Raw genomic sequence first — 25,243 nt, forward strand, 5'->3', positions numbered from 1 at the left:
GCAGCGGTCCGGTATCCTGGGCAGCGAGCGCGGTCGTCAGGCCGCCGGCGGCAAGACCCAGCACGACGGCGGCGGCCACTCCCAACACGCGTTTGCGCACGTCTGCTCGTGTTCCGGTGGTTGGCCGTCTTCCGAGGAAAACCGCCAGCACGGCGAGCAGCAAACCACCCACGGCGAGCGCACCGGCCGCCGCGATGCCGGCCGCCAGCCCCACCAACGCGGCCGCCCAGATGCCCGCGGCGACGCCAGCGAGCCGCAGGTCCACGGGGTCGGGTGACGCTGTGCTGGTCACACCGTCACCCGCGCACGAAGATTGGCGAACTTCGCCGCACCGATGCCGGAGACCTCGCGCAGCTGCTCGACCGACGAGAACGGCCCATGCTGGGTCCGGTAGTCGACGATCCGCTGAGCCAGCACCGGGCCGACGCCCGGCAACGCGTCCAACTCGGCAGCGGTGGCCGCGTTCAGGTTGATGACTCCGCCGGCCGTCGCCGCGGGCTGGCCGGGCGCGGCCGGCATCGGCTCACCCACCACCACCTGCTCGCCGTCCACCAGCTTTCTGGCCAGGTTCACCGAGGTCAGGTCGACTCCGGGCAGCGCACCGCCGGCCGCGGCCACCGCGTCGGCCACTCGGGACCCGGCAGGTAGCCGTACCAAACCCGGCCGGCGCACCTTGCCGCCCACCGCGACGACCACGATCGCGGCCGAGGCAGCAGCCGAGGCAACACTGGGCACCACCCGCACCGCGCTGACCTGCGCACCCACCGGCTCGGCCACCGGCCGTGCCCGCCATGCCAGCCAACCGGCCACCAGCGCCGCGACGATCCCCACCGCGGCCACCGCCAGCAGTCCTCGACGGCCCGGGTCGATCAACGCGCCACGCAGGACCGACGGCAACAGCATGGCCCAGCGTCCAGATGGCTCCGGCGCTTGCGTTGTTTCGGTCGCCTCTGGCTCTGGTGCTGTTTTCTCCTCCCGGCCGCGCGAAAATCCGGCCCAGTCGAGCCCGCGCGGAGACGGTGGACGACGTGGGCACGCAGTGGCGAAGGCTCCAGCGCGGCACACGGGCAACGCTAGGGTCGATCTGGTGGCCGCTACCGGGTCGATCACCCATCTGTGGACAACAAGCCGGACTGTGGATTGTTGTCGTACGGCCAAAATCCGTGGTATCGGGAATGCGAGTTTCGTTTGTTGGGCAGTCGTGAATTTTGACGCCGTGTACTCACATTTGGGCAAACGTCGACCTTCGACATCGATGGCGTCACTTGGCGCGACAAACCCCTGTGGGAGCCCCCTTCAAAACCCGGTGCGGCGCGAAACTGTCGTACCCTCTCGAAAAAATCACCCCCACCCAGTGACGGGTGGGGGGCGGGTTTGAGGACCGATGTTCCACTAAAAATTAAGGTCTACCTCTCGACCCACCCCCCGCCCGTTCAAAGGGAGGGGGAAAGAAAAAACAGACACCTACGACAATTTCGCGCCGTAAAGCGCCCTTGACACCAAACCCAGCGCACACCGGCCTCAACGCAACCCCGCCCGCGCGGCGGCCGAAGGCCGCCCAGGTTCGCGGCGGTGGGGTGCCCGCCCTTTGGGCACCCCGGCGACGCGAACCGGACGCGCCGCCGCAGGCACTGCGGCCGTCAACTCAGCACTGCGGCCATCAACGCTGCGGCCATCAACTCAGCAGGGGCTGATGACGACGCCGACGACGCCGGGGCCGACGTGGGCGCCGATGACGGCGCCGACTTCGGTGATGAGGAGTTCCTTGATGCCAGGCAGGTGGTCGGCGAGTCGGGCGGCGAGGGTTTCGGCGCGTTCGGGGGCGGCCAGGTGTTGGACCGCGATGTTGACGGGGGTGCGGTCGCCGGCCTGCTCGATGGCCAGTGCCTCCAGACGGGCGAGGCCGCGCGCGCGCGCTCGTACGCACGCGTTCGGCCAGCGTCACGCCGCCGGTGTCGATGCGCAGGATCGGCTTGACCGCCAGAGCCGTGCCGACCAGTGCGGCGGCGGCTCCGATACGGCCGCCGCGGCGAAGATATTCCAGCGTGTCAACGTAAAAAAGGGTCGTCGTCTGGCGGACCGCGACCTCGGCGGCGCGCGCGTACGGCGGTGGCGTCGCCGCCGTCCAAGGCCACCGCGGCCGCCGCCCGGACCGGGAAACCGAGGCCCATCGCGGTGGAGCCGGAATCGACGACCGACACCACACCGGCGCCGAACTCCTTGGACGCGGCGACGGCCGACGAATACGTGCCGGACAGCCTGCTGGACAGGTGGATGGCCACCACGGCCTCGGCGCCGTCGTCCAAAGCCGCGCGGTAGGCGGCAGACAACTCGGTCGGCGACGGACGGGAGGTGACGACCGAGATCCGCCGCTCACCGAGCGCCCGGGCCACGTCCGCGGGGGTCACGTCGACACCTTCGACGCCGGATCGGCCGCCGACGGTGACGGTCAGCGGTACGACCCCGATGCCGGCCAACTGGCCCTCGGAGAGGCCCGCCGTGGAGTCTGTGATCACTGCCACCGCGCGAGCCATCCCCCGACCCTAGTGGTCTGTGCCGATCGGCGTACGCGGATCCCAGCAGCCTGTGATCACGGCAGCCAGCGCGGCACCGATCTCCTCGTGCGTCTCCCAGCCGTAATGCATGCCGTCCTGGTTAGCCCGCCCGGCGAGCAGGTGCGGCCAGACGATCCGCGGCAGGTCAACCATCGGTACGTCGTGCCGCCGGCCCCCACCCCCGCGCCGCTGCGACCGCCGGACCGTGCCCACGCGGCTCCCCCTCGGCACAGCCGTACACGGCCGCCTGATGCGGCGGCGGCAGGATTCCGACGACTGGTACGCCGGGATGGAAGAACCGCACCCCACCAACCGCATGCGCCAAGTACGTGTCCGTCAACCGCTGCGGCAGCGCGCGCCACGGCGTACGCAGGGCCGCGACTGGACTGGCTGACTTCGCTGATAAGCCGTACGCACCGCCCGCCGAAGCGCCGGCGGCCGCAGATACCGGATGCCCTCACGCAGCCAGGTCGGTACGGTCGTCGGCAAATAGTCCATTCCGCCTACGGCGAGTACCACGGCATCCGCGCGAGCCAACAAAACCGAGTAGAGGTACGGGTCGCGGGGTCATCGCCCACCACACGTCCCGGCTCGTCCAACCCACCCGCGCGACCACGTCCGCGGTCACCGGTGAGTCCACTGTGGACAGTCGAGATGCCAGTACGTTCGGGAAAAGCCGCGGATCGGTGCTGATCTCCCCGCGCTCGGGGCCGTAGAACGCCAGCGAGTCAGCCAGAACCAGGACGTGCCGCATGCTCAGAGAAGCTACGGGGTCGCGGCACCGACGTTGTACGCGGACAGCACCCACTCGTCGCGGGCGTCGTTGGACAGCACCGGCCGGGATCGCAGCTGGGCCCAGTGACAGTTGTTCAAGCCGCTGACCGTCCGAGCCAGCTCCTCCGGCCAGCGCAGCAGCTCGGCCACGCCATAGCGGATCGCACCGCCGTGCGACACCAGGATCACCGTCGCCTCGGTGACGTGCGAGACGCGGGTGACGGCGTTGCGAATCGCGGCCGCGACCCGTACGCGCACGTCATCCGGGCCTTCCCGGCCGCTCACCGACGGCTGCCGGCCGGCCTGCCACATCGCGAAGGCCTCCGAGTCCTGCTCGGCCAGTTCCGCGTGCGTCTTGCCCTGCCAGTCGCCCCAGTGCCGCTCACGTAGGCGCTCGTCGGTGTGGATCTGCAGGCCAGTGCGGTCGGCCAGCGCCTGCGCGGTCTGCTGTGCGCGCTGCAGGTCGCTGGTGACCAGCAGGGACGGCGACATCGCGGCGAGCATCTCGGCGGCTTTCTCGGCCTCGGCCACCCCGGTCTCGGACAGCGGCGGATCGAGCTGGCCCTGGAACCGGTTCTCCGCGTTCCAACCGGTCAAGCCGTGCCTCCACAACACCAGCCTTACCGCTGTCACCGCGTGCCCTCCCGGTCGGTCATTCGCTCTCTGCCGCCTGGCTCCCGGCGCCGCGGGACTCCAGCGCGGAGTCCACGAACGGGATCGTCGGGCAGTCCTTCCAGAGCCGCTCCAGCGCGTAGAAAGCGCGCTCCTCGGAGTGCTGGACATGCACGATGATGTCGATGAAGTCCAGCAGCACCCAGCGGCCCTCGCGGGCCCCCTCGCGGCGTACGGGCTTGACATCGTGGGTGGTCCGCAGCCGTTCCTCGACGGCGTCGACGATCGCCGAGACCTGCCGCTCATTGGGCGCGGACGCGATCAGGAACGCGTCGGTGATCACCAACTGGTCGCTGACATCGAGGATGACCACGTCGGTGGCCAGCTTGTCGGCAGCGGCCTGCGCCGCGGAAAGCGCCAGCTGACGGGCGCGATCGGACACCGGCACCGGGCGGTCCCTCCTGTTTGGGTTCTTTAACGGCCACATTAAGGCAGCTCAAGGGTCTCATGGACAACTGCCCGCTCAGGCAGGGGCACCGGATGGTGGGGTACGACCGCCAGGTTTGCCCTGATCTACCGGGTTTTCACCACCGGAAACGCAGCGATTACCGACCGTTAGCGGTAGCCGGCGCCATTCGCGGGAGCGTCCGCGCGATAGAGACCACGCTTCTCGATGTACTGCACCACGCCGTCCGGTACGAGATACCAGACCGGCCGCCCACCGGCGACCCGCTCCCGGCAGGAGGTCGACGAGATCGCCATCGCCGGCACCTCGATCAGCGAGACCGCGTGCGCCGGTAGGTGCTGGTCGGACAGCACGAACCCGGGCCGGGTGACGCCGACGAAATGCGCCATCGCGAACAGGTCGTCGTGGTCCTTCCAGGTCAGGATGGCCGACAACGCGTCCGCGCCAGTGATGAAGAACATCTCGACGTCCTTGCCGTAGACCTCGCGCAGATCGGTCAGGGTGTCCCGGGTGTACGTCGGCCCAGGCCGCGAGATATCCACCCGACTGACCGAAAAACGCGGGTTGGACGCGGTCGCGATCACCGTCATCAAATAGCGGTCCTCGGCCGCGCTCTGGCCTTGTTTCTGGTACGACTGGCCGGTCGGGACGAAGACGACCTCGTCCAGCTCGAACCGGTCGGCGACCTCGCTGGCGGCCACCAGGTGGCCGTGGTGGATCGGGTCGAAAGTGCCGCCCATGATGCCGATCCGCTGGGCCGCCCCGGCCCGGTCCTTCGCCATCTGGGAATTGTCGCAGCTCAGCTGCCATCCGCAGGGTGACGCGCGGCACGTTTGGGCGGGTCGCGCCGGCCAGCACGGTTGACCCGGCGCCCCGTACGCCCTCCGCCGGCGCCGGACGGGCTCAGGCCAAGGCGGCTGTCTGCGACCTCTGGAAACACCGAGGACCGGCCTCCCGCCGACAATTCGGTCGGGCAAGGGTTGTACGGTTCCCACCTCACCGCCGTATGTGGGGCTCAGAGAAGAGGACCAGCGTTGGCCTACCGGTTCCTGTACATGGCGCGCCACGGCGAGGCCGGTGCGGACGGCGAGCTCACCGAGAACGGCCGGCGACAGGCCGAACTGCTCGGCCAGCGCCTCGACCATGTGCCCTTCACGGCGATCGGCCACAGCCCGTTGGCCCGTGCCGCGGCGACCGCCGCGACGGTTTCCGCGGCGCTGCCGGACGTGGCCGTACACTCCGCGGACCTGCTCGGCGACTACGTGCCCTTCGCGCCCGAGCGGACCGAGCTGCCGCCGGTCTACTCCGACTTCCTGGACACCTTTTCCGCCACCGAGCTGGCCGACGGGCCGCCGCTGGCCCGCGCCGCGCTTGAGCGCTACACAGGCCCGGCTGACCAGGACACGTACGAACTGGTCGTCACCCACAACTTCCTGATCGGCTGGTTCGTCAGCCAGGCTCTGGACGCTCCGCCGTCCCGCTGGCTGGGCCTGAACCAGGGAAACTGCGGCCTCACCGTGCTGCTCTACCGCAACGACCGGCCGCCGTCGTTGGTGACCTTCAACGACATGGGTCATTTGCCGCCGGAGCTACGGTGGACCGGTTTTCCATCCGAACTAAGGGCGAATTAGCGCATCACCGAGTTCGCGAAGCAGAATGGTTTCCCGCGGACTGTCGTGTTGCGGTGCGTGTTCGGTGATGGCCGCTCCGACCACCATGTCGAGCTGCGAGATCAGATCGATCAGTAGATCGCAGCGGACGCCATCGGGTTCCGGGTAGCCGACGGAACCGAATTCGGCCGGGTCCAACACGTCCAGATCGACGTGGACGTAAACGGGCCCAGAAACGGTCTCGAAAGCCCGTTCCATCTCAGCGGGGCCAAACACCCGCAGACCCGTTCGGCGCAGATATTCGCGTTCGCTCGCACCGGCCGCCCGCACCCCGGCCAGCACGATCTGGTCAACGGGCAACGGCCGGGCCGGGGTCAGCATGGCAGGCCCGTCGCCCAGCAGCGTACGAACGACCATCCCGTGAAACGCGCCAGATCGCAGGTCACCAGGGCCATAAACATCTGGATGCGCGTCGATCCACAGGACGGTCAGCTCGGCGCCGTAACGGTCGTGCACAGCGGTGATCGGCGCAAGATCGACACCGCAGTCGCCGCCGACGGTCACGACGAAGTCGTCGAGATCAGCCAACGCCTGATGCGTCAGTTGGGTGTTCTCAACGAGAATGTCAAGAGCACTTACGCCGTCGACGATCTCGCCGCCGAATTCACTGACCGCAACGGTCACCACAGACTCGCAGGGCAGCAGATCGGCGGTACGCCGGGCGCCGACCGGCAGCAGTGCCGCTGTCTCGGCGGCAGATCCCTGCCATTGCGGCACACAAAGCACAGTTGTCATGAGCTTTCCTTTGCGGAAGGGAAAGAAAACCGTCGCGCATGGTCGCGCGCGGTGGGATCAGGCGTGCTGATCCAACCGGTCGGTCCAACCCGATCGGCGCTCCCGCAACAGAAGCCACATCTCGTACGTGTGCATGGGCACGTCCATTTCGCGGCCAAGGAGCACGACTCCGAGGCGCGACAGACGACGATTCACCGGCACGACGACGACCCTACCGCTATTTCGGCAGGAGTTGCTGAACGAAGTTCGCCAGCTGAGCGGCGTTGCGGCATTCGAGCATCGGCACGATGTCCGCGTACTGGCCGGCCACCGAGTCACCGCTGTCCCAGTGCCGGCGCGGCTCCGGGTTCAGCCAGTACGTGTGCCGGGCCGCGAGATTCAGGTTTTTCAGCGCGGTCAGGCCCGGATCGCGGAAATTGGTCCGGGCGTCACCCAGAATCAGCAACGAGGTGTTGGGGCCGACCGCGTCCGGCCAGTTGTCCTCGAAGGTCTCAAAAGCCCGGCCGTAGTCACTGTGTCCGTCGAACTGCACCACCCGCGCCTCGGACATCAGCCGGTTGACGGCGTCCGGCAGCTCGATGTCGGGGCCGAGGAAACGAGTGATTTCGTCGCAGCCGTCGACAAAAGCGAAAGCCCGCAGCTTGGCGAACTGCTCACGTAATGCGCGCGTGAGCAGCAGGGTGAAATGTGCGAAGGAAGCGGTCGAGCCGGAAACATCGCACAACACCACGAGTTCGGGCTTGTGCGGCCGGCGGGCTTTGAAATGCGTGACAACCGGTACTCCGCCGGTGGCCAGCGAAGCTCGTACCGTTCGGCGAATGTCCAGCCGGCCACGACGCGGATGCCGGCGTTGCAGGGCGAGCCGAGCGGCCAACCGACGGGCCAGCGGTTGCACCGTACGCCGCAGTTCCGCGAGATCTTCCCTGGTGGCGCGCAAGAAGTCGACCTGGTCGGCGAGCGCCGGGACCGCGTGCCGAGCCACCGCGTCAGCGCCGCGCTCCTCGACCAGCCGGCGCCGGGTCTCCGCTTCGACCTGCCGCCGAAAGGTCGCCGTACGGTCCGAGATGGTCGCCCGGGCGACCATCTCGTCCATCGCCGACGGCAACTCGTCGGTGTCCGGCCTGCGCAACATTTCCGCCAGCAGGGCGGAAATCAGCGTCTCCGGTGACATCTGGCGCAGCACCCGGTAAGAGAACCAGGACTGCCGGCCGGGCCCAGCGGACTGCCGCCCGAGGCTCGCCACCGCCTGCTCGGCGATCCGCCGCAGGTCGTCCTCGTCGCCGCGCAGCAGCGCCTCGGCCAGTTGGTCCCGCAACTGGTCCACATCGGACTCGTCGCCGCGCAGTTTCTTGTCCACAGTGGACGATGGCGACCCCTGAGCGGACGGATACCAGATGTCGAAAACCACGTCGAAGGTCTTGCGGTGGCTGGGATTCTTCACCAGCGCGGCGGCCAACCCCTCCCGCAGCTGCCACCGCTCGGTCAGCTCGATCGCGGTCATCACCGCGGTCGCGTCGATCTCCTCGGACGCCGAAACCGGAATACCCGCGTGCCGCAAAGCGCGCGAGAACTGTACGAGACGACCGAAAAGCCCGCCACCGACGTGATCCGCCCGAATGTCCGCCATCAGCCCAGTTTCAACATCCTGGCGGCCTTTTCGGCGTCACTGGCGTGTTTGGGTGACCACTCCGAGGGTCGCTCTCACGGTCGCGGAATCCAAAGTATCCAAGCCCAGCGCCAACAACGTGTGCACCCAGTCCAAGGTTTCCGCGATCGACGGGGATTTCTTCAGCTCCATCTCACGAAGTGCGTGCACCGTACGCACAATTTGCTCGGCCAGGTCCGCCGGTGCCTGCGGGATCCGGGCCAGCACGATCTCCAGCTCCCGCTGCGCCGTCGGATATCCAATGTGGACATACAGGCAGCGGCGGCGCAATGCCTCGGACAGCTCGCGGGTGGCATTTGAAGTGAGGACCACGAAAGGGCGCCGGGTGGCCACGATCGTACCGAGCTCTGGAATGGTCACCTGGAACTCCGACAGCACCTCCAGCAGCAGGGCCTCGACCTCCACATCGGCCTTGTCGGTCTCGTCGACCAGCAACACGGTCGGCTCGTCCCGCCGGATGGCCGACAGCAGCGGCCGCTCCAGCAGGAACTCGGCGCTGAAGATCTCGTCGTGGGTGGCGTCCCAGCTGCGCTCGTCGCCGGCCGACTGGATCCGCAGCAGCTGTTTGCGGTAGTTCCACTCGTAAAGCGCGCGGGCCTCGTCGATGCCCTCGTAGCACTGCAGCCGTACGAGATCGGCCTGCGTCGCGGCGGCCACCGCCTTCGCGAGCTCGGTCTTGCCGACCCCCGCCGGTCCCTCGACCAGCAGCGGCTTGCCGAGCTGCCCAGCCAGGAACACGCTGGTCGCGGTGGCGTCGTCGGGCAGGTAGCCAACCGCGGACAGCCGCTCCCGCACGTCCTGCACCGACGAAAACTGCGGCGTATGACTCATGCCGCCACACTACGTCGCGGAAATGCGCCAGTCTGCCCCTGTCGCGGTGCCGAACCAGCGGGACAGTCCGGCCGGCAGGCCGTCGGTCGTGGTGGCACAGACATGGCCGTCCGGCCGGACCAGCAGCACGTCCGCGCCCAGGTCACCGTACGCACGTACATAAGGCACCTCAGCGCGCTCAGGATGGACGCTGTCGCCGGAGAAGTCGATGAGCAGTCCCCCGCCGGACCGAAGGAGTTCGTACGGCCGTACGGTGCCGTCCGCGGTCTTCAGGTCCGGGTTGGGCAGCCGGTAGCCGAGCAGCGGGTGCTCGGGCTGGTCCGGCATGTCGTAATGCACGTCCAGACCGGAGATCATGCCGCCAATGAAGTGGGTCGCGTCCGGCAGTGCGAACAGGTCGGCGACGAAGGAGCGCAGCTCGGGCAGGTCCGGGTTGCCGGTGCCCGCCCAGTCGGTCAGCACGCTTTGCGCCCGGGTGTTCCGAATGACCCTCGCGGCCACCGGATGGCGTTCGGAGCTGTACGTGTCGAGGAGCCCGTCAGGGACCCTCCCCAGCACCGCGGCGGCGAGCTTCCATCCGAGGTTGAAGGCGTCCTGGATGCCGACGTTCATGCCCTGCCCACCCAACGGCAGGTGGACGTGCGCCGCGTCACCAGCCAGGAACACCCGCCCCAGCCGGTAGTCCCCGCACCTGCCGGGCCGCGTCCGCGATCCGGGTGACGTAAGGCAGGTCGACCAGCTCCACGTCGCCGCCGTAGACCGCCGCCAGCCCGTCGCGGACCTCGTCCGCGGTGACCGGCTCGGTGCGGCTGACCTGCGCGCCCGTGCCGCCGATCACCAGTCGCTGGAGGCCGTCCCCGAGTGGGAAACGGACCGCCCACCGGCCGTCTTCGCTGCGGACCACCTGTCCCGGCGGCTCGTGGTAAATGTCGCCGGCGCGAGGGCCCGTTACCCGTACGTCACCCACCACCGCCGTGTCAGTGCCCGCCCGGCCGGGAAAGTCGATGCCCAGCAGCTTGCGGACAGAGCTGTGCGCACCGTCCGCACCGACCAGGTAGAGCGCGCGCAGCGTCGACTCGCGCTCGCCATCGCTGACGGTGGCGACCACCCCATCAGCGGTCTGCTCGACACCGACCAGCCGATGGCCACGACGGATCGGGACCCGGCCGGCCAACTGGCGCTCCAGGAAGGCCTCGACCTGGGTCTGCGGGATGAAACGACCGGGCTCACGGCTGTTCCAGGACGTGTACGAGATCGTCAGCCCGGCCAGGTGCGCGCCGTCGTATTCCTGGTAGTCACCGGTCGCGAGCAGCGGCCCCAGCAGCCCGCGCTGATCGAGCATTTCGGCCGTACGCGGGTGAACACCGCCGGCGCGCGACAGTTTGCTGCGCTCAGGCAGCGCCTCGACGACGATCGCTCTTACCCCCGCGAGCGCCAACTCGGCGGCCAGGGTCATGCCGACCGGGCCGGCTCCCACGACAACAACATCCGCGTCCATTTCCAGCTCCTGCGTGAGGTGGTCTGACCGCGTGCAGCGGCCTGATCACCAACCTGAGGTGAAAGTCCTGGAACAGCGACGAAAGGAGGGCACGATGACGGTTTCCGATTATCCACCAGCAGCCGATGGCGGATTTCGACGCTAGGCTACGACGAAACGACCGGCACTGGCGCGGGAGTTCGCGGCCGGCCGAGACGAGTCATCCAGCGCCGCTGATAGGGCGGCCACCAGCGCTCGCCGAGCCCCCACAACACCGCGAGGACAACGAAACTCACCGGCGCGATGAAATGGTTCACCGGCGGCAGCACCAGCAACCGGTCCTGGGCGAGCATCGCCAGATGGCCGAGCCCGACGACCAGCACAGAGCCGACCAGCACTCGTACGAACCACGGCCACGCGACGGCGAAAGCCACATCGACCGCGACGCCCACCACGATCAGCCAGAACGGGACTGCCGACTTGGTGAAGCCGGCGGCCACGAAAGCCAGCCACAGCACGCTTTTATACGCCAGATAGCCGCCGACGATCGCCGTCGCGGTCCACCGCAGCCCGATCACCTTCCGGGCCACCACCAGCACCAGAGCGGCGGCCACCATCCCCCAGAGCGGATAGAACCAACTCGGGATCGGCAACGCGAACTGCAGGATCGCGGCGCGGTCCGGGGCCCGGTGGATTTCGTTGGCCAGAAAGGCCAACAGGTCGGAACTGGCCTCGATCTTGCCGCCGTCCCACGCCATGATCTCGAAAATCCCGTATTCCTGCTGGCCGTTCGGGAACATCGCGTCTTCGAAGATATAGAAAAACATCGCGAGCAACGCGATGGTCCGGAACGGGGACTTGTCCAGGTTGACCATCGCACCGCGGGTCACTCCGGCCATGCAGATCCCGGTGCCCAGGAACAGCAGGAAATGCGACGGGCTCCAGGTGGTGATGTCCAGCCCGTTGATGCGATGGTTGATCTCGTCCAGCGGCGCGGCCACCAGGAACGTGATCATGCCGCCCTGGGGTGAGCCGCAGCGACGCCTTGTCCATGCCGTAGCCGGTGTACGTGTGGAAAATGATCAGCGCGATGGCTATTCCCTCACCGACCAGGTTCACGTCGTGCGGGAGAATGAACGGATTATCCCGTAGCGACATGAAATGCCAGGAGATATCCCAGGCGGCCCCGAGCGATTTCAGCAGGAACGCGAGCAGCCAGAGCTGGTAAAGCCGCACGGTCAGCGACCGCGGCAGCGCACGCCCCGGCTCGCCACGGGTCCAATAGGCCCGCATGAACTCACTCACACCGTTGGTCACCGGTCGATCATCTCCCACCGGGACGACAGTTCTTTACCGGGTCTGCCCATCCCCAGTGATCACGAAGGTCGTGCTCGTCATCTCCGGCAGCCCCATCGGCCCGCGCGCGTGCAGTTTCTGGGTGGAGATGCCGATCTCGGCACCGAAGCCCAGCTCACCGCCGTCGGTGAAGCGGGTCGAGGCGTTCACCATCACCGCCGCGCTGTCCATCCGGGACACGAACCGGCGGATCGCCCGCGCGTCGGTGGAGATGATCGCCTCGGTGTGCCCGGAGGTCCAACGCCGAATGTGCGCGATCGCCTCGTCGACCGAGTCGACTACTCCGACCGCGAGATCCAGGTCGATGTATTCCTTGGCCCAGTCGTCGTCCGTCACCGGCAGAACCGGACCATCCACAATGGACGCGGTCATTTCGTCGCCGTGAATGCGTACGCCCGCATCGGCCAGCGATGCCGTCACTCGCGGCAAAAACTCGGCGGCCACCTCGCGGTGCACCAGCAAGGTCTCGGCCGCGTTGCAGACGCTCGGCCGCTGCACCTTGGCATTCATCACGATCCGCTCGGCCATTTCCAGATCGGCCGCCGCGTCCACATAAATATGGCAGTTGCCGACCCCGGTCTCGATCACCGGCACGGTCGCGGTTTCCACCACGTGCGCGATCAAACTCGCGCCGCCGCGCGGAATCACCAGATCCACCAAGCCGCGAGCGTGCAACAAATGGGTGACCGACTCGCGGTCCGTACCCGGCACCAACTGGATGCTGTCCGTCGGCGCACCCGCCTTCTCGGCGGCGGCAGCGAGCACCTCGACCAGCACCGTGTTCGACCGGTACGCCGACGCCGAGCCGCGCAACAACACCGCGTTTGCGCTTTTCAAGCACAGTCCGGCCGCGTCGACGGTGACATTGGGCCGAGCCTCGTACACGATCCCGATGACACCCATCGGCACCCGTACCTGCCGGACCTCCAGGCCGTTGGGCAGTGTGTAACCACGGATGACCTCGCCGACCGGATCCGGCAGCGCGGCCACGTCCCGCAGCCCGCCGGCCATCTGCTCCACCCGCTCGCGGCTGAGCCGCAGCCGGTCCAGCAGCGACGCGGACAGGCCCGCCGCGGTGCCGTTCTCGAGGTCGACGATGTTCGCCGCGAGGATCTCGTCGGCCCGCTCGACCAGCGCGTCGGCCATCGCCTGCAGCACGGCGTCCTTGCTCGCCCTGGTCATCGGCGCCAACTCGGCCGCCGCCGCCTTCGCCTTGACCGCGACCTCACGCACCTGCTCAGCACTGCTACCCATCAACCCAGCCTAGGATCTTTTGGGCCGCGATGCCTCATCGCGCGCCACACCCGCGTCCACCGAAATACCCACTAGGCAGTCACCATAGCCCTGGGGCCTGCTCCGGACTCAGCTCCAGGGGACCTGGAAACGGTCGTGCCGGATGGCCGCCGAAAGAGACTCGGGCTTCGCGGTCGTACGCACCTGTGGCGGCTGGGCGACGAACGGCAGCGAACTGGTGCTCGGCAAGAGCAAATAGCTGCCTGCCAACGAAAGCTGGATCGTCGCGCCGGTGCTGGTCGGCGAGGTTGCCTCGTTGTCGCTGGCGGTGACCACCATGCCCAGGACGTGGCCGGCCTTGACGACTGTTTCGTACGCGTCCAGCGAAACCGGCACGTTGTACCAGCGACCAGGCTGCAATGGAGTCACCGTTCGCAAACTCAGGTAATGAGCGGCATCGCGATAACCACGAGTCAACACATCGACATCGCTGTCGACGAAATCCTCGGCGTCGTCGTTGAAACAGGCGGTGTCGATCGCGGTCGACTCGCCCCAACACGATTCGGTGGACAGGTAATGCACGCCAGAGCCTGGATTTTCGGTCGACAAATAGTCAACTCGGTGTTGCTCGCCATAGTCGACCAGTTTCACCGTCAGCTCGGTCGTCGGCTTGTTTACCTTGACCCGCAGGTTTGCCCTCGGAATCCCGGAAATTCGCAGGTCGTGAGTGAGCGTGCCGGACAGGAAAACGGCCCGGGAGCCTAACGGCTGGTTCGGGTTGGCGACCCCGGTGCTTTCGGTCAGGGTGGGATCATCGGTGATCGTGCGTACGGCCGCGGAAATCCCACCGCCGAGCGTCCCGGTCGTACCGCCGCCGCTGCCCAGGAAAACCGGCCGGTCGACCGCGCCGGGCGCCGGCCAAGTGGAGGCCGTGGTCCAGTCGCCGGACGGCCGCTCGATCGACGCCATCGGCTCGGACATTATCCCGTTCGGCAGTTTCTGCAGCCAGTAGTCGAACCAGCGGTGCACGGTGTCCACCCACTGGGCCCGGCGGATCTCGAACGGGTCGATGTGGCCTTCCTGGGTGAGCCAGATCTTGCGCGGCACCCCCCGCGCGGCCAAGTCGTCCCACCAGGTGGCGAACTGCGAAGTCGTCACGTTGAGGTCGTTGATGCCGTGGATGACGAAAACGCTGGCGCGAACCTTGTTCGCGCTCGGCCGGTAGTCGCGGGCCGCCCAAAACGCGTTGTAGTTTCCGGTGCTGTCGTCGCTGGCCGCCTGATCGGCGGCGATCGAGGCGTCACACACGCCTTTGGGGCGCCCGTTGACATAGTTGGCCAGGTAGTCGACATAGCCGGGCGAGCGGAGCACCCCGCCAAACCGCTCGTAGTCGTACCAACTGGAAATCGCCGATACCGGCACGATCGTCTCCAGGCCCGGCACGCCGGTCGCGGCCACGCCGTTGGGAATGGTGCCGTCCCACGACTTGCCGACCATGCCGGCCCGGCCGCTCGACCAGTCCGCCTTCTTCAGGTTGCCGTCGAGCCCATAGCCTGGCACCCGGCCGTTCAGCCAGTCCACGACAGCCTTGCCGGCGGCGATCTCAGCCGGGCCGCCAACGTCCGGGCAGCCGCCCGACTTGTTGGTACCGGTCAGGTCAAGCCCGCCAAAGGCATAGCCGCGCGGCACGAAGTAGTTGTCGTAAAAGGCCGGCATCAACGTCAGGTTGCCGTCCGAGCCGTACTCCTTGACCTGCTTTTTGCTGCCCCGCGCACAGCAGCTCCAGTACGGCGACGCCTCGAAGATCATCGGCACCTTGACGCCAGCCGCGGCCGCCTCACGGGGCCGCACGATGTCGAGGCGGACCCGGTCCTGCTTGCCGTCTCGGTCGCTGTCGAACGGGATCGGCAGCCAGACGCTCTCCCGGATGGCGTTCTGGTACGAGTAGACCGGCTGTGTCGCGTTGTCTTTGACGTACGGCAGCGCGCTGGGCGCGGCCGCCGCAGACGCCGTGGGAGTCAGTGCGAACAGGCCGGCCATCACGGCGGCCACGAAGACGGCAAGCAGGCGAGAACGGCGCGGCACAGCCACCCCTTCCGGAGCGTCACGGGCGAGATCATCGCGCGCAGGAGCGACCGCGAGTCGAGCCGAAATTACCCCGTTAGCACCAAATCCCGAGCCAGTTCGGCCGGATCCGGCCAGCTTAGTCGGTGACGATCACCCGGCCGGAGCGGCCGGCGGGGTTCGGCAACCAGCGGCTGCCGATGCCGACCACGACCGTGACCACCAACTCAGCGACCATGACCACCGCGAAGGCCGTACGACCAGCAGGTCCGCCGACGCCGGTCAGGCTGAGGAAAATCCCGCCCAACAACGCCACCCCGAGCGCGAGCGAGGTCTGCTGGGTGGTGATCAGCACGCCACTGCCGGCGCCGGCGCGGTCGGCCGGCACGTCCGACAGGACCAGCCGGAACAGCGGGGTCATCACCAGGCCCTGGCCGAAGCCGAGGATCACCATCCCGGGCGCGAGCGTCAGCGGCGACAGGCTTGACCAGCTCGACAAGGCGGTGATCAGGATGATCACGTAGCCAACCACGGTGCCGGCGGAGCCGACAGTGAGCACGGTACGGCCGAAGCGGTCGACCAGCCGGGCCGCGGACAGCGAGCTGAACAGGTACGCAATGGACAGTGGCACGTACGTGAGGCCGGCCTCCAGCGGGGACATCCGCAGGTCGGACTGCATGGCGACGGCGAAGCAGAACATCAGACCACCAAAGCCGGTGAAGAACGGCACGGCCAGCAGAAGTCCGCGACGCATGCTCGGCACTCGCATCAGCGAGGGTGGTACGAGCGGCAACCGGCCCGACTTTTCCAGCTTACGCTCGAAAAGCACGAACGCGACCGCGATGACCGGGAAGGCGGCCAGCAACCCGAAGGTCCAGATCGGCCAGCCGAGCGTACGGCCAACCGTCAACGGCACCAACAAGGAGAGCACCGCGAGACCGAGCAGAATAGTGCCTCTCACGTCCACCTTGGCCGGATCATGGGACTGGGTCGCCGGCGTGGTCTTCAGCGCCAACAGCAGCGCGACCAGGCCGATCGGCACGTTCACCAGGAAGATCAGCCGCCAGCCGGTGCCGGCCACGTTCGCCGCGATCAGCAGGCCGCCGGCCAGCTGGCCGATCACCCCGGCTATCCCGCCGGTGACGCCATAAAGACCAATGGCCCGGCTGCGTCGCTGGAGCGTGGTGGCGGCCTGGATGGTGGCCAGCACCTGCGGCACCATGAGCGCCGCCGACGCGCCCTGCAAGATCCGGGCGACTACGAGGGTCACCGCGTCCGGCGCGACGCCGCAGATCAGCGAGGTGACGGTGAAGGCGGCGATGCCGGCGAGGAACAGCCGGCGCCGGCCGAACGCGTCACCGAGCCGGCCGCCGATGACAAGCAACAACGCGTACGAGAGCCCATAGCCGGCCACCACCATCTCCAGCGTCACCGGCGAAGCGTGCAGCTCGGTGCCGATGGTGGGCAGCGCCACATTCACGATGAAGTAGTCCGCGATGGACAGGAACGCACCCAGCAGAACAGTGAACAGCCCGAGGCCAGACAGGCCGGAACGTGCTCCGCGCTGCGTGTCGACTGCGGCGCGGTCCGCTTCTCAAGATCTGTAACGGTCATGAGACCACTCTGCGTCGTTTTCAGAGTGGTATCGAGAGTGTGGTTATCCAGGTATCAGCCGAACCTGGCAACAGCATCCGGTAAGCGGGATCCTGGTGTCATGACCGAAGCTATCGCAGACGCCGGCCGGGCCCGCCGGCTCGAGCTGGCCGCGTTCCTGCGCAGCCGCCGGGAGCGCATCTCCCCCGAGCAGGTCGGACTGCCGCCGGTCGGCCGACGGCGCACGCCGGGGCTGCGCCGCGAGGAAGTCGCGCAGCTCGCCGGGGTCGGGGTGACCTGGTACACGTGGTTGGAGCAGGGTCGTGACATCCACGCCTCCGACCAGGTGCTGGAAGCCATCGGCCGGACACTTCGGTTCGACCGGCACGAGCGGGCGCACCTGTTCCGGCTGGCCGGGCTGCCAGATCCGGACGGCACCAGCGGCTGCGACACGATCCCCGCGTGACATGCAACTCATCCTCGACCAGTTGCGGCCCTTCCCCGCCACCATCGTCAACGCGCGCAACGACATCCTCGCGTACAACCGCGTCTACGGGACCTGGATCATCGACCTCGACGCGCTGCCGTACGACGAACGGAACACGCTCTGGCTGGCGTTCACCCACCCGGCGTGGCGAGCCACCATCGTCAACTGGGAGGACGCGGCGGCCCGGATGGTCGGCCAATATCGCGCCTCCATGGCCGACCACATGGCCGAACCGGCCTGGAAATGCCTGGTCAACCGACTTCAGGAAGCATCGCCCGAATTCGCCGCGGTGTGGGACCGGCACGACGTGACGTGGCAAGGCAGCCGTACGAAGCAGGTCCTGCACCCCGAGCACGGCGTCCTGGACGTCGACTATTCGCAGCTCTGGCTAGACCGCCGCCTAGGCACCCGCCTCCTCGCGTACGCCCCCGCCACCGAAGAAACCCGCCTAAAACTGGCCAAACTAGACCCAAACGCCGACTAACCCCCGAGCGGGACCGTCACCTTCAAACCACATTCGGCCAACTCCGGCGGGACCCACCCCCGCGACCCCAGCCCGCGCGCAACCGTCACCTTCAAAACCACAGTTGGCCAATTTTCTACGAGGCCCAGCCCCGGTGACCGACCCCGTGCGGGACCGCCACCATTTCCATCAAGTTGGTCAACTTCGACGGGACCCAGCCCCGTCCGGCGCCATCGGCCGCCAGGCCGATGTTGTCGCCCCTCCGGCAGGAGCGTCCGGCCTTGTAGGCCCCGCGGTCTTTGCGGGGCCTACAAGGCCGGACGCTCGTAGCCGTAGTCGACGGCGCCCGCGCCGAAGGCGCCAGAAACACAGGGCGGATCAGCAGTAACCATCGGAAAATCCCGCCCCCGCCACCGGTCTTTGGTGGCGGGGGCGGGATTTTCCGATGGCTGGTAGACGAGACGCCGCACCCTCGCAGAAAACGCCCTTAACCAGGGCGCTCATCTCCGCAGCAAACACCGCTTTCAACCAGGGGCGCTCACCTCCACTGCAAACACCGCCTTTAACCAGGACCCTCACCTCCCCAGCCCCCACACCGCCCTCAACCGGGCCCCGCAAACACCGTCAACCCAGGCCCCCCAACGAGAGCCAACCAGGTCAGTCAGCGCGGGTGAGACGCCGAACGGCAGCCGCGAGTGTCAGCCCGTCCGCGGCGAGGCGGCGGGCTTCAGGGGCGTGGTCGGAGCAGAAAGCGCCGGTGGCCGGGGTGGCGCGGCGCAGCCGGAGGCCGGTGCCGACGTACGGAATGCCGCCGACCGAGTCGACGAGCGGGGTCATCGTGGGCGCTGGCGCGCCGAGGAGTTTGCGCGGGCCGAAGGTCACCTTCTCGACGCCGACCACCCCGGGGCGGCCGGTGCCAGCGCAGACCGGGCACTGCGTTCGCGGAGCATTCATATCCTCAACAGTGCCTCACCGCCGCCGGTCGTACGCCGGCATAACGCGCCTTATCGATCCAGCGTCAGGTTAACTTGGGGAAGCCAACATCTTGGAGGAAACATGGCCCGCGCGAAGGCGAACGGCATCGAGCTGGAGTACGAGACCCACGGCGATGCGGCCGATCCGGCGATGCTGCTCATCATGGGACTGGGTGGGCAGCTGACCACTTGGCCGACGGAGTTCTGCGAGCTGCTGGCTGCGCGCGGTTTCCACGTGATCCGCTTCGACAACCGCGACTCGGGCCTGTCCACCACCTTCGACGACGAGCCGGCGCCGCCGATCGCCGAGCTCTTCGCTCGTACGGCTACCGCTCCCTACCCGTTGTCCGCGATGTCGGATGACGCAGCCGGTTTGCTCGATGCGTTGGACATCGAGAAGGCGCACATCGCCGGCGCGTCGATGGGCGGGATGATCGCCCAGCAGCTCGTCATCGACCATCCCGAACGGGTGTTGTCGCTGGTCTCGATCATGTCCACCACCGGCGACCCGTCGGTCGGCCAGGCTCGCCCGGACATCGCGGCCGTGCTCGCCGCGCCGATGCCGGCGGCGCCAACCCGAGAGGCGGCGATCGCGGGTGCGGTCGCGATGCAGCGGTTCATCGGGTCGACGGGTGCCTCAGAAGAGACGCTGCGGGCCGCGGCAAGCGCCAGCTACGACCGCTCACACCAGCCGGCCGGCCTGGCCCGCCAGCTCGCCGCCATCGTCACGGCCCCGGACCGTACGGCCGCCCTGGCCAGCGTACGAGTGCCGACCACCATCGTCCACGGCGAAGCCGACCCGCTGGTCAACATCAGCGGCGGCCGCGCCACCGCCGCCGCGATCCCCGGCGCGACCTTCGTCGGCATCCCCGACATGGGCCACGACCTCCCACCACACGCGTACCCGACAATCATCGACGCCATCGCCACCAACGCCGCCCCGCGCCCCTGACTCCCGCCGCCGGAACGAGAAGTTGATCTTGATCAGCTGGCGCGCAACGGACGAAAGAACGGTGTGGCCGTCGACCTCAGGGAGGAACTGCGGCATCTCGTTGAGTCGCTTCTCGGCCGCGCGCCAGTCAAACTCGTCCGCCAGTAATCCAGCAACTCGGCGAGATAGGCCGGCGGCGTGCCGTACGTCCACTCAACGCCGGAAAACGCCGACGCGAACCCCGTTCTGGCCAATCGGCCCTGCAGATCAGTGAGCGCCTCTTCGGTTGTCTCACTACAAAAAGGACGTACCCGCGTCATGTGAATTCTCCCCTCCCTTTCGGGGCGTGACACCGATGCGGCCCGAAGACTGGCGGTGATCAGATGTCGACTTCGCGCCACGGATGCGGGGGCTCGCGAACGCGCGCGCTCTATGTTTCGTTGGGATTATTGTGAAAGTATCCATTTCCTAATTACCCGTACACGATCATATTGTCGGTAGCAGCGGTAGAATTAGTGTCATGGCCGCCGGCGATGACCTCACTGCTCCAGAGCTCTGGAGGTTTGAGCCGGACGAGTTGGGTGAGTTGCTGCAGGAGAAAGAAAAAGCGGTCCGACTGCTGCAGGTCGAAGTGCTGGATATTGTCGCGGCGATCCACCGAGGAAACGTCGGCAAGACGCTCGGGCACCGCAACACCCTGGGAATGCTGCAAGACCTCCTTCGACTGTCTCCCACAGAGGCATCCCGCCGCTACAAACGGGCCCTGAACCTGTGCCCCAGCCAAGCCCTCACCGGGGAAACACTCGCACCCACACTCAGTATCGCGAGTGAGGCGATGCGCCGAGGGGAACTCGCCGACTCCCAGATCGACACCATTGTTGGGGTCGTGAACAGGCTCCCGGCCAGGGTAAACATCAAGGACCGTGAGGAAGCCGAAGCTTCGCTGGTGGAACATGCGAAACGGTACACCGCACCCGGCTTAGCCAAAGTCGGGCGACGCATCCATGACCACCTGGACCCCGACGGACCAGCGCCCTCCGAACACGAAAACGAGAAACCACGCCGCGAACTATCCCTCCACACCGGGACAGACGGACGCCTGAACTTCAGCGGTTCCTTCGACAGTGAAACCGGCACGCTCTTTAGTGAGATCCTCAGTCCCCTGGCCAAACCCCGCCCGGCTGAGAACGGCACCCCTGACCAGCGGTCAGTGTCCGAACGCAACGGGGACGCGCTAGCGGAGGCGTTGAATCTGATCGCGGACTCCGGGAAACTCCCGATCGAGGGTGCCGAGCGGCCGCATCTCACCATCACCATCAGCTGGGACATGCTCCGAGACCGCCTCGGTATCGCGTACCCACACAGCGGCGCACCTATTTCCCCAGAAGGCGTCCGGCGGCTGGCTTGTGACGCGGACATCATCCCGATGGTGCTGGGCAGCAACAGCGTGCCCCTTGATGTCGGACGCAACGAACGACTCATCACACCAGCCCTACGCAAAGCCTTGATAGCGCGAGACAAAGGCTGCGCCAGGTGCGGGCGACCACCTCGCTGGACGCGGGGGCATCACATTTCCCACTGGGCCGATGGGGGCATACCTGTCTTGAAAATTGCGTGCTCCTGTGCGACCGGTGCCATCGTTTAGTGCACCACGGCGGCTGGGACGTACGCATTGTTGACGGAATTGTTGAATTCCTGCGACCCGCGTACGTTGACCGCGAACGAAGACCCATCCGCGGGATTAACCAGCTCGCCGCATAGAAAAATCCACCCGGCCGGCCGCCGGGCACCACCCCCCGGCGGCCCACAACCCTGCCCAGGCCATCGCCCCATTCTTCTCAGCAGACCTGAACCCGAGAACCTAGAGCAAAACGAGGTCGTCGCGGTGGATGACTTCGCGGCGATAGCGGTCTGAGAGGTCGTGGGTGGCTCGGCCGAGCAGTGGTGGGAGCTCATCGGCCGCGTACGCCACGAGGCCGCGAGCCACGGCGTGACCGGCCGGATCGCACACGTCGACCGGGTCGCCGGCCTCGAATTCGCCCTCGACGGCGGGTGACGCCGACAGACAGCAGCGACAGCCGCCGCTCGACCACGGCGGCGACCGCGCCCGCGCCGGCGTCCAGGGTCAGCCGGCCGTGTGGCGTCGACGACGCGTGTTTGAGCCAGAGCAGCCGGGTCGGCAGCCGGCGGCCGGTCGGGGTGAACCAGGTGCCGACTTGCGCGCCGGCCATCGCCGCAGCGGCGTTCGGAGCCGAGGCCAGCACGACGTGTACGCCGGCGGACGTGGCCACCGTCGCCGCGTCCACCTTGCTGGCCATCCCGCCGGTGCCCACACCGCTGCCGGACCGGCCCGCCTGTACGCCCGCGAGATCGTCGGCGCCGGCCACCTGCGGCACCAGTTGCGCACCCGGCCGGCGCGGGTCGCCGTCGTAGAGACCGTCCACGTCGGACAACAGAACCAGAGCGTCGGCGTGCAGCACGTGGGCGACCAGCGCGGCCAGCCGATCGTTGTCACCGAAGCGAATCTCGGCGGTGGCGACCGCGTCGTTCTCGTTCACAATGGGAACCACGCCGAGGTCGAGCAGTCTTTCCAGGTTTCGCTGGGGGCATTGCGGTAGTGCGAGCGGCGGATCAGGTCCTCGGCGGTGAGCAGCACCTGACCAACGGTCAGGCCGTAGCGGGCGAAGGAGAGCGCGTACGCGTGCACCAGCAGTGACTGCCCGACACTCGCGGCGGCCTGCTGGGTGGCGAGGTCGCGGGGCCGGCGGCGCAGCCGCAGCGGCGCGAGGCCAGCGGCGATCGCACCGGACGACACCAGAACGACCTGCCGGCCGGACAGCCGGCGGGCCGAGATCGCCTCGACCAACGCGTCCAGCCGGTCGGTCGGTCGCGAGACCGGTGGGTTTGTCGGTCAGTGACGACGAGCCGACCTTCACGACCATGCGGTCGGCGTGGGCGACCGCGACCCGAGCGACAGATGTCACTCTTCGTCCTCGTCAGACCACTCGTCGTCGGTGTGCGAGCGCCGGGCTTTCTTGGCGGCCAGTCGGGCGGACGCGCCGGGCCGGTTGGAGCGGTCCAGCCGGTTGTCCTCGCCGCGCCGACCGAGCACCAGCTCCGTCCCGACCGGCTCCCAGTCGAAGGTGACCGGGCCGATGGTGACCCCCGCGCCGGGCACCGCACCGGCCTTGGCCAGCGCGTCCTCGACGCCCGAGCCGGGCGAGGCGGTCGGCGAGGTAGCCGACTGCCTCGGCGTTGGTGAAGTCGGTCTGCCGGATCCACCGCTCAGGGCGGCCGCCACGTACGACGAAAGCTCCCTCGTTTTCCTTGTCCTGTTCGACAGTGAAGCCACTGTCGTCGACCGCCTTCGGCCGGATGACCACCCGGGCAGGTTCCGCCGGCGGCCGGCCGGCGCGGTCCTCGACGACGACTCGGGCCAGCGCGAACGACAGTTCCCGCAGCCCCTCGCGGGTGACCGCGCTGATCCGGAGGATCGGCCAGCCACGGCCCTTCAGATCGTCCTCGACCAGGTCCGCCAACTCACGGCCATGCGGGATGTCGATCTTGTTCAGCACCACCATCCGCGGCCGCTCGGCCAGGCCGCCGTATTCGGCCAGCTCCGCCTCAAGCGCGTCGATGTCAGCCATCGGGTCACGACCCGGCTCCTCGGTGGCGAGGTCGACGACGTGTACGAGCACCGCACAACGCTCGATGTGCCGCAGGAACTGCATCCCGAGACCCTTGCCCTGCGCGGCGCCGGGAATCAGCCCGGGCACGTCGGCGATGGTGAAGACCTGCTCGCCGGCGCTCACCACCCCGAGGTTCGGTACGAGCGTGGTGAACGGGTAGTCGGCGATCTTCGGCCGGGCCGCCGAAAGCGACGCGATCAGCGACGATTTGCCGGCCGACGGGAAGCCGACCAGGCCCACGTCGGCGACGCTTTTGAGCTCCAGCACGATGTCCAGCGCGTCACCCGGCTCGCCGAGCAGCGCGAACCCGGGCGCCTTCCGGCGGGCAGATGCCAGAGCCGCGTTACCCAAACCGCCGCGTCCGCCTTGGGCGATCACGAACTGGTGGTGCCGACCCCGACCAGGTCGCGGCCAGCTCCGTACCATCGGCGTCCTGCACGACAGTGCCGTCCGGCACCTTGAGCAGCAGGTCGCCGCCGTTGGCGCCGTCTCGGTTGCTGCCCATGCCGGGCTTGCCGTTGCCGGCGGTCGCGTGTGGGCGGAAGTGGAAGTCGAGCAGCGTGTGTACGCCGTCGTCGACGACCAACACGACATCGCCGCCGCGCCCGCCATCGCCGCCGTCCGGGCCGCCGAGCGGCTTGAACTTCTCCCGGTGCACCGAAGCACAGCCATGCCCGCCCGCTCGGCGGCCGCGACGTGCAGCACGACGCGGTCGACAAAATGACCGCCGGATGCTGCCACGTCGAACTCCTTACTTTCTTTGAACACCAACGAGGCGGGCCGGATCAGCTCCGGCCCGCCTCGCAGAAGTGTGTCTGTGTGCCAGCGCGCCTATTCGGCCGGCGGCACGATGTTCACGGTCTTGCGACCGCGCTTCTGACCGAACAACACGTGACCGCCGGCAAGCGCGAACAGAGTGTCGTCCTTACCGCGACCGACCAGGTCCCCCGGGTGGAAATGGGTGCCCCGCTGGCGGACGATGATCTCGCCGGCATTGACCAGCTGGCCACCGAACCGCTTCACCCCAAGTCGCTGCGCGTTCGAGTCGCGACCGTTGCGCGAGGACGATGCGCCTTTCTTGTGCGCCATATCTGCTAACTCCTACTTTCCGGTCGCGATCCCGGTCACCTTCACCTGGGTGAGGTGCTGGCGGTGACCCTGGCGCTTGTGGTAGCCGGTCTTGTTCTTGAACTTGTGGATCTTGATCTTCGGGCCACGGCCGTGGCCGACGACCTCGGCGCTGACCGTGTAGCCGGCAAGCGCGTCCGAGTCGTGGGTGACGGTGAGCGAGTCACCCTCGCCGTCCACCACCAGCAGGGCCGGCAGAGTGACGGCCTCACCGGGCGCGGCCACGAGCTTCTCGACCTCGATCACATCCCCCTCGGCGACCTTGTACTGCTTGCCGCCGGTCTTGACGATGGCGTACATCTCGACGTCGTGCTCCTCACCGCTGCTCGCTCCGCAAGCAGTGGCTATCCACGCTCGCGGTCCCTGATGGCGTGCGCTCCGGACCAAAGTTGGCCGGCACACATGACGCGTTACATCGTACGGCGTTGCTCTCGGCGAACCAGCACATCGGGGCCTACGTCGTGCCGCGAGGCGGTCCAAATCACTCACTGGATGGCGAAATCCGGGCCGTCGGCAGACTTCCTGGCGGTAAGCGGAGT

At 67.7% G+C, this 25,243-nt stretch carries 27 protein-coding genes and 4 pseudogenes; 6 read left to right on the top strand and 25 right to left on the bottom strand.

What is annotated here, in order from left to right:
- The 5 genes from GNX96_RS45595 to GNX96_RS45610 all read right to left on the bottom strand — a co-directional run.
- A partial coding sequence (locus GNX96_RS45595) for a hypothetical protein (RefSeq protein ID WP_279583262.1) occupies positions 1-292 on the bottom strand: 292 nt, incomplete at its 3' end.
- Positions 289-903 (bottom strand): ComEA family DNA-binding protein, encoded by a 615-nt coding sequence (locus tag GNX96_RS45600; protein ID WP_163573643.1) that lies wholly within the window; start codon positions 901-903, stop codon positions 289-291. The genes GNX96_RS45600 and GNX96_RS45595, both read right to left, overlap by 4 nt.
- Positions 904-1,675: 772 nt before the next feature.
- Positions 1,676-2,044 (bottom strand): DegV family protein, encoded by a 369-nt coding sequence (locus tag GNX96_RS67560; protein ID WP_452124515.1) that lies wholly within the window; start codon positions 2,042-2,044, stop codon positions 1,676-1,678.
- A gap of 4 nt (positions 2,045-2,048) precedes the next feature.
- A complete protein-coding gene (locus GNX96_RS60335; RefSeq protein WP_279583263.1) occupies positions 2,049-2,522 on the bottom strand; it encodes a DegV family protein in 474 nt (157 codons plus the stop codon).
- Between the two features lie 21 nt (positions 2,523-2,543).
- Positions 2,544-2,708 carry a hypothetical protein gene (locus GNX96_RS45610; RefSeq protein WP_163573644.1) on the bottom strand — a complete coding sequence of 55 codons (165 nt, stop codon included), beginning with the start codon at positions 2,706-2,708 and terminating at the stop codon, positions 2,544-2,546.
- 52 nt (positions 2,709-2,760) lie between these two features.
- Between GNX96_RS45610 and GNX96_RS45615 the strand changes: the two genes are divergently transcribed.
- Positions 2,761-2,949 (top strand): hypothetical protein, encoded by a 189-nt coding sequence (locus tag GNX96_RS45615; RefSeq protein WP_163573645.1) that lies wholly within the window; start codon positions 2,761-2,763, stop codon positions 2,947-2,949.
- Between the two features lie 63 nt (positions 2,950-3,012).
- Here the strand turns inward: GNX96_RS45615 and GNX96_RS45620 are convergent, their stop codons facing one another.
- From GNX96_RS45620 to nadD, 4 genes are all read right to left on the bottom strand, one after another.
- Positions 3,013-3,309 (bottom strand): hypothetical protein, encoded by a 297-nt coding sequence (locus tag GNX96_RS45620; protein ID WP_163573646.1) that lies wholly within the window; start codon positions 3,307-3,309, stop codon positions 3,013-3,015.
- A gap of 11 nt (positions 3,310-3,320) precedes the next feature.
- Entirely contained in the window at positions 3,321-3,962 is a 642-nt protein-coding gene (locus GNX96_RS45625) for a histidine phosphatase family protein (protein ID WP_163573647.1), read from the bottom strand.
- A 19-nt stretch (positions 3,963-3,981) separates the two neighbouring features.
- Positions 3,982-4,428, bottom strand: coding sequence for a ribosome silencing factor (rsfS, locus tag GNX96_RS45630; protein ID WP_390624334.1), 447 nt, complete (start codon positions 4,426-4,428; stop codon positions 3,982-3,984).
- A 128-nt stretch (positions 4,429-4,556) separates the two neighbouring features.
- A complete protein-coding gene (gene nadD, locus GNX96_RS45635) occupies positions 4,557-5,189 on the bottom strand; it encodes a nicotinate-nucleotide adenylyltransferase (RefSeq protein WP_163573649.1) in 633 nt (210 codons plus the stop codon).
- 252 nt (positions 5,190-5,441) lie between these two features.
- Here nadD and GNX96_RS45640 point away from each other — a divergent pair, with 252 nt between their 5' ends.
- Entirely contained in the window at positions 5,442-6,038 is a 597-nt protein-coding gene (locus GNX96_RS45640) for a histidine phosphatase family protein (protein ID WP_279583264.1), read from the top strand.
- On the opposite strand, the gene GNX96_RS45645 is transcribed toward GNX96_RS45640, so the two are convergent.
- The 10 genes and pseudogenes from GNX96_RS45645 to GNX96_RS45690 all read right to left on the bottom strand — a co-directional run bounded on the left by GNX96_RS45645 (position 6,024) and on the right by GNX96_RS45690 (position 16,985).
- Positions 6,024-6,812: an arginase family protein gene (locus tag GNX96_RS45645; RefSeq protein WP_163573650.1), complete on the bottom strand. Its 789-nt coding sequence runs from the start codon at positions 6,810-6,812 to the stop codon at positions 6,024-6,026. The two genes, GNX96_RS45640 and GNX96_RS45645, sit on opposite strands and share 15 nt — an antisense overlap.
- A gap of 57 nt (positions 6,813-6,869) precedes the next feature.
- The gene (locus GNX96_RS45650; RefSeq protein WP_163573651.1) at positions 6,870-7,007 is read right to left on the bottom strand and encodes a hypothetical protein; all 138 of its coding nucleotides are present in this window, start codon (positions 7,005-7,007) and stop codon (positions 6,870-6,872) included.
- A gap of 22 nt (positions 7,008-7,029) precedes the next feature.
- A complete protein-coding gene (locus GNX96_RS45655; protein ID WP_163573652.1) occupies positions 7,030-8,439 on the bottom strand; it encodes a vWA domain-containing protein in 1,410 nt (469 codons plus the stop codon).
- Positions 8,439-9,309: pseudogene (locus GNX96_RS45660) on the bottom strand (AAA family ATPase). Before GNX96_RS45660 ends, GNX96_RS45655 begins: the two are co-directional and overlap by 1 nt.
- A gap of 9 nt (positions 9,310-9,318) precedes the next feature.
- Positions 9,319-9,975 (bottom strand): FAD-dependent monooxygenase, encoded by a 657-nt coding sequence (locus tag GNX96_RS45665; protein WP_279583265.1) that lies wholly within the window; start codon positions 9,973-9,975, stop codon positions 9,319-9,321.
- On the bottom strand, positions 9,959-10,807 hold the full coding sequence (locus GNX96_RS45670) for an FAD-dependent monooxygenase (protein WP_163573653.1): 849 nt from the start codon (positions 10,805-10,807) through the stop codon (positions 9,959-9,961). Before GNX96_RS45670 ends, GNX96_RS45665 begins: the two co-directional genes overlap by 17 nt.
- 146 nt (positions 10,808-10,953) lie before the next feature.
- The gene (locus tag GNX96_RS45675; protein WP_163573654.1) at positions 10,954-11,802 is read right to left on the bottom strand and encodes a hypothetical protein; all 849 of its coding nucleotides are present in this window, start codon (positions 11,800-11,802) and stop codon (positions 10,954-10,956) included.
- Positions 11,803-12,136: 334 nt separating this feature from the next.
- Positions 12,137-13,396, bottom strand: coding sequence for a glutamate-5-semialdehyde dehydrogenase (locus GNX96_RS45680; RefSeq protein ID WP_163573655.1), 1,260 nt, complete (start codon positions 13,394-13,396; stop codon positions 12,137-12,139).
- A gap of 108 nt (positions 13,397-13,504) precedes the next feature.
- Positions 13,505-15,460 carry a Xaa-Pro dipeptidyl-peptidase gene (locus tag GNX96_RS45685; RefSeq protein ID WP_163573656.1) on the bottom strand — a complete coding sequence of 652 codons (1,956 nt, stop codon included), beginning with the start codon at positions 15,458-15,460 and terminating at the stop codon, positions 13,505-13,507.
- Between the two features lie 118 nt (positions 15,461-15,578).
- On the bottom strand, positions 15,579-16,985 hold the full coding sequence (locus GNX96_RS45690) for an MFS transporter (protein WP_163573664.1): 1,407 nt from the start codon (positions 16,983-16,985) through the stop codon (positions 15,579-15,581).
- A gap of 168 nt (positions 16,986-17,153) precedes the next feature.
- Between GNX96_RS45690 and GNX96_RS60340 the strand changes: the two genes are divergently transcribed.
- Entirely contained in the window at positions 17,154-17,498 is a 345-nt protein-coding gene (locus GNX96_RS60340) for a helix-turn-helix domain-containing protein (RefSeq protein WP_279583266.1), read from the top strand.
- A gap of 1 nt (position 17,499) precedes the next feature.
- Positions 17,500-18,003 (top strand): MmyB family transcriptional regulator, encoded by a 504-nt coding sequence (locus tag GNX96_RS60345; protein ID WP_279583267.1) that lies wholly within the window; start codon positions 17,500-17,502, stop codon positions 18,001-18,003.
- Between the two features lie 636 nt (positions 18,004-18,639).
- Here the strand turns inward: GNX96_RS60345 and GNX96_RS45700 are convergent.
- Entirely contained in the window at positions 18,640-18,936 is a 297-nt protein-coding gene (locus GNX96_RS45700) for a hypothetical protein (protein ID WP_163573657.1), read from the bottom strand.
- Positions 18,937-19,038: 102 nt separating this feature from the next.
- On the opposite strand from GNX96_RS45700, the gene GNX96_RS45705 reads away from it, so the two are divergent.
- Positions 19,039-19,908 carry an alpha/beta fold hydrolase gene (locus GNX96_RS45705; protein WP_163573658.1) on the top strand — a complete coding sequence of 290 codons (870 nt, stop codon included), beginning with the start codon at positions 19,039-19,041 and terminating at the stop codon, positions 19,906-19,908.
- Between the two features lie 69 nt (positions 19,909-19,977).
- Here GNX96_RS45705 and GNX96_RS66740 read toward each other — a convergent pair.
- Positions 19,978-20,207: pseudogene (locus GNX96_RS66740) on the bottom strand (epoxide hydrolase N-terminal domain-containing protein); the annotation flags it as partial.
- Between the two features lie 200 nt (positions 20,208-20,407).
- Between GNX96_RS66740 and GNX96_RS45715 the strand changes: the two are divergent.
- Entirely contained in the window at positions 20,408-21,532 is a 1,125-nt protein-coding gene (locus GNX96_RS45715; protein ID WP_163573659.1) for an HNH endonuclease signature motif containing protein, read from the top strand.
- 216 nt (positions 21,533-21,748) lie between these two features.
- Here the strand turns inward: GNX96_RS45715 and proB are convergent.
- The 4 genes and pseudogenes from proB to rplU all read right to left on the bottom strand — a co-directional run bounded on the left by proB (position 21,749) and on the right by rplU (position 25,004).
- Positions 21,749-22,829: pseudogene (proB, locus tag GNX96_RS45720) on the bottom strand (glutamate 5-kinase).
- 38 nt (positions 22,830-22,867) lie between these two features.
- Positions 22,868-24,317: pseudogene (gene obgE, locus GNX96_RS45725) on the bottom strand (GTPase ObgE).
- A gap of 90 nt (positions 24,318-24,407) precedes the next feature.
- Positions 24,408-24,665, bottom strand: a complete 258-nt coding sequence (gene rpmA / locus GNX96_RS45730; protein ID WP_163573660.1) for a 50S ribosomal protein L27 — start codon at positions 24,663-24,665, stop codon at positions 24,408-24,410.
- Positions 24,666-24,677: 12 nt separating this feature from the next.
- On the bottom strand, positions 24,678-25,004 hold the full coding sequence (rplU, locus tag GNX96_RS45735; protein WP_163573661.1) for a 50S ribosomal protein L21: 327 nt from the start codon (positions 25,002-25,004) through the stop codon (positions 24,678-24,680).
- Positions 25,005-25,243: the final 239 nt, after the last annotated feature.

The organism is Fodinicola feengrottensis (genome assembly GCF_010993775.1).
Taxonomy (GTDB): domain Bacteria; phylum Actinomycetota; class Actinomycetes; order Mycobacteriales; family HKI-0501; genus Fodinicola; species Fodinicola feengrottensis.

Coding starts and splice junctions, on each gene's coding strand:
- rpmA (WP_163573660.1), bottom strand. CDS start 24,665: ATGGCGCACAAGAAAGGCGCATCGTCCTCGCGCAACGGTCGCGACTCG.
- GNX96_RS45680 (WP_163573655.1), bottom strand. CDS start 13,396: ATGGGTAGCAGTGCTGAGCAGGTGCGTGAGGTCGCGGTCAAGGCGAAG.
- GNX96_RS45655 (WP_163573652.1), bottom strand. CDS start 8,439: ATGGCGGACATTCGGGCGGATCACGTCGGTGGCGGGCTTTTCGGTCGT.
- GNX96_RS45600 (WP_163573643.1), bottom strand. CDS start 903: ATGCTGTTGCCGTCGGTCCTGCGTGGCGCGTTGATCGACCCGGGCCGT.
- GNX96_RS45645 (WP_163573650.1), bottom strand. CDS start 6,812: ATGACAACTGTGCTTTGTGTGCCGCAATGGCAGGGATCTGCCGCCGAG.
- rplU (WP_163573661.1), bottom strand. CDS start 25,004: ATGTACGCCATCGTCAAGACCGGCGGCAAGCAGTACAAGGTCGCCGAG.
- rsfS (WP_390624334.1), bottom strand. CDS start 4,428: ATGTGGCCGTTAAAGAACCCAAACAGGAGGGACCGCCCGGTGCCGGTG.
- GNX96_RS45670 (WP_163573653.1), bottom strand. CDS start 10,807: ATGGACGCGGATGTTGTTGTCGTGGGAGCCGGCCCGGTCGGCATGACC.
- GNX96_RS60340 (WP_279583266.1), top strand. CDS start 17,154: ATGACCGAAGCTATCGCAGACGCCGGCCGGGCCCGCCGGCTCGAGCTG.
- GNX96_RS45610 (WP_163573644.1), bottom strand. CDS start 2,708: ATGGTTGACCTGCCGCGGATCGTCTGGCCGCACCTGCTCGCCGGGCGG.
- GNX96_RS45675 (WP_163573654.1), bottom strand. CDS start 11,802: ATGATCACGTTCCTGGTGGCCGCGCCGCTGGACGAGATCAACCATCGC.
- GNX96_RS45620 (WP_163573646.1), bottom strand. CDS start 3,309: ATGCGGCACGTCCTGGTTCTGGCTGACTCGCTGGCGTTCTACGGCCCC.
- GNX96_RS45705 (WP_163573658.1), top strand. CDS start 19,039: ATGGCCCGCGCGAAGGCGAACGGCATCGAGCTGGAGTACGAGACCCAC.
- GNX96_RS45715 (WP_163573659.1), top strand. CDS start 20,408: ATGGCCGCCGGCGATGACCTCACTGCTCCAGAGCTCTGGAGGTTTGAG.
- GNX96_RS60345 (WP_279583267.1), top strand. CDS start 17,500: ATGCAACTCATCCTCGACCAGTTGCGGCCCTTCCCCGCCACCATCGTC.
- GNX96_RS45700 (WP_163573657.1), bottom strand. CDS start 18,936: ATGAATGCTCCGCGAACGCAGTGCCCGGTCTGCGCTGGCACCGGCCGC.
- nadD (WP_163573649.1), bottom strand. CDS start 5,189: ATGGCGAAGGACCGGGCCGGGGCGGCCCAGCGGATCGGCATCATGGGC.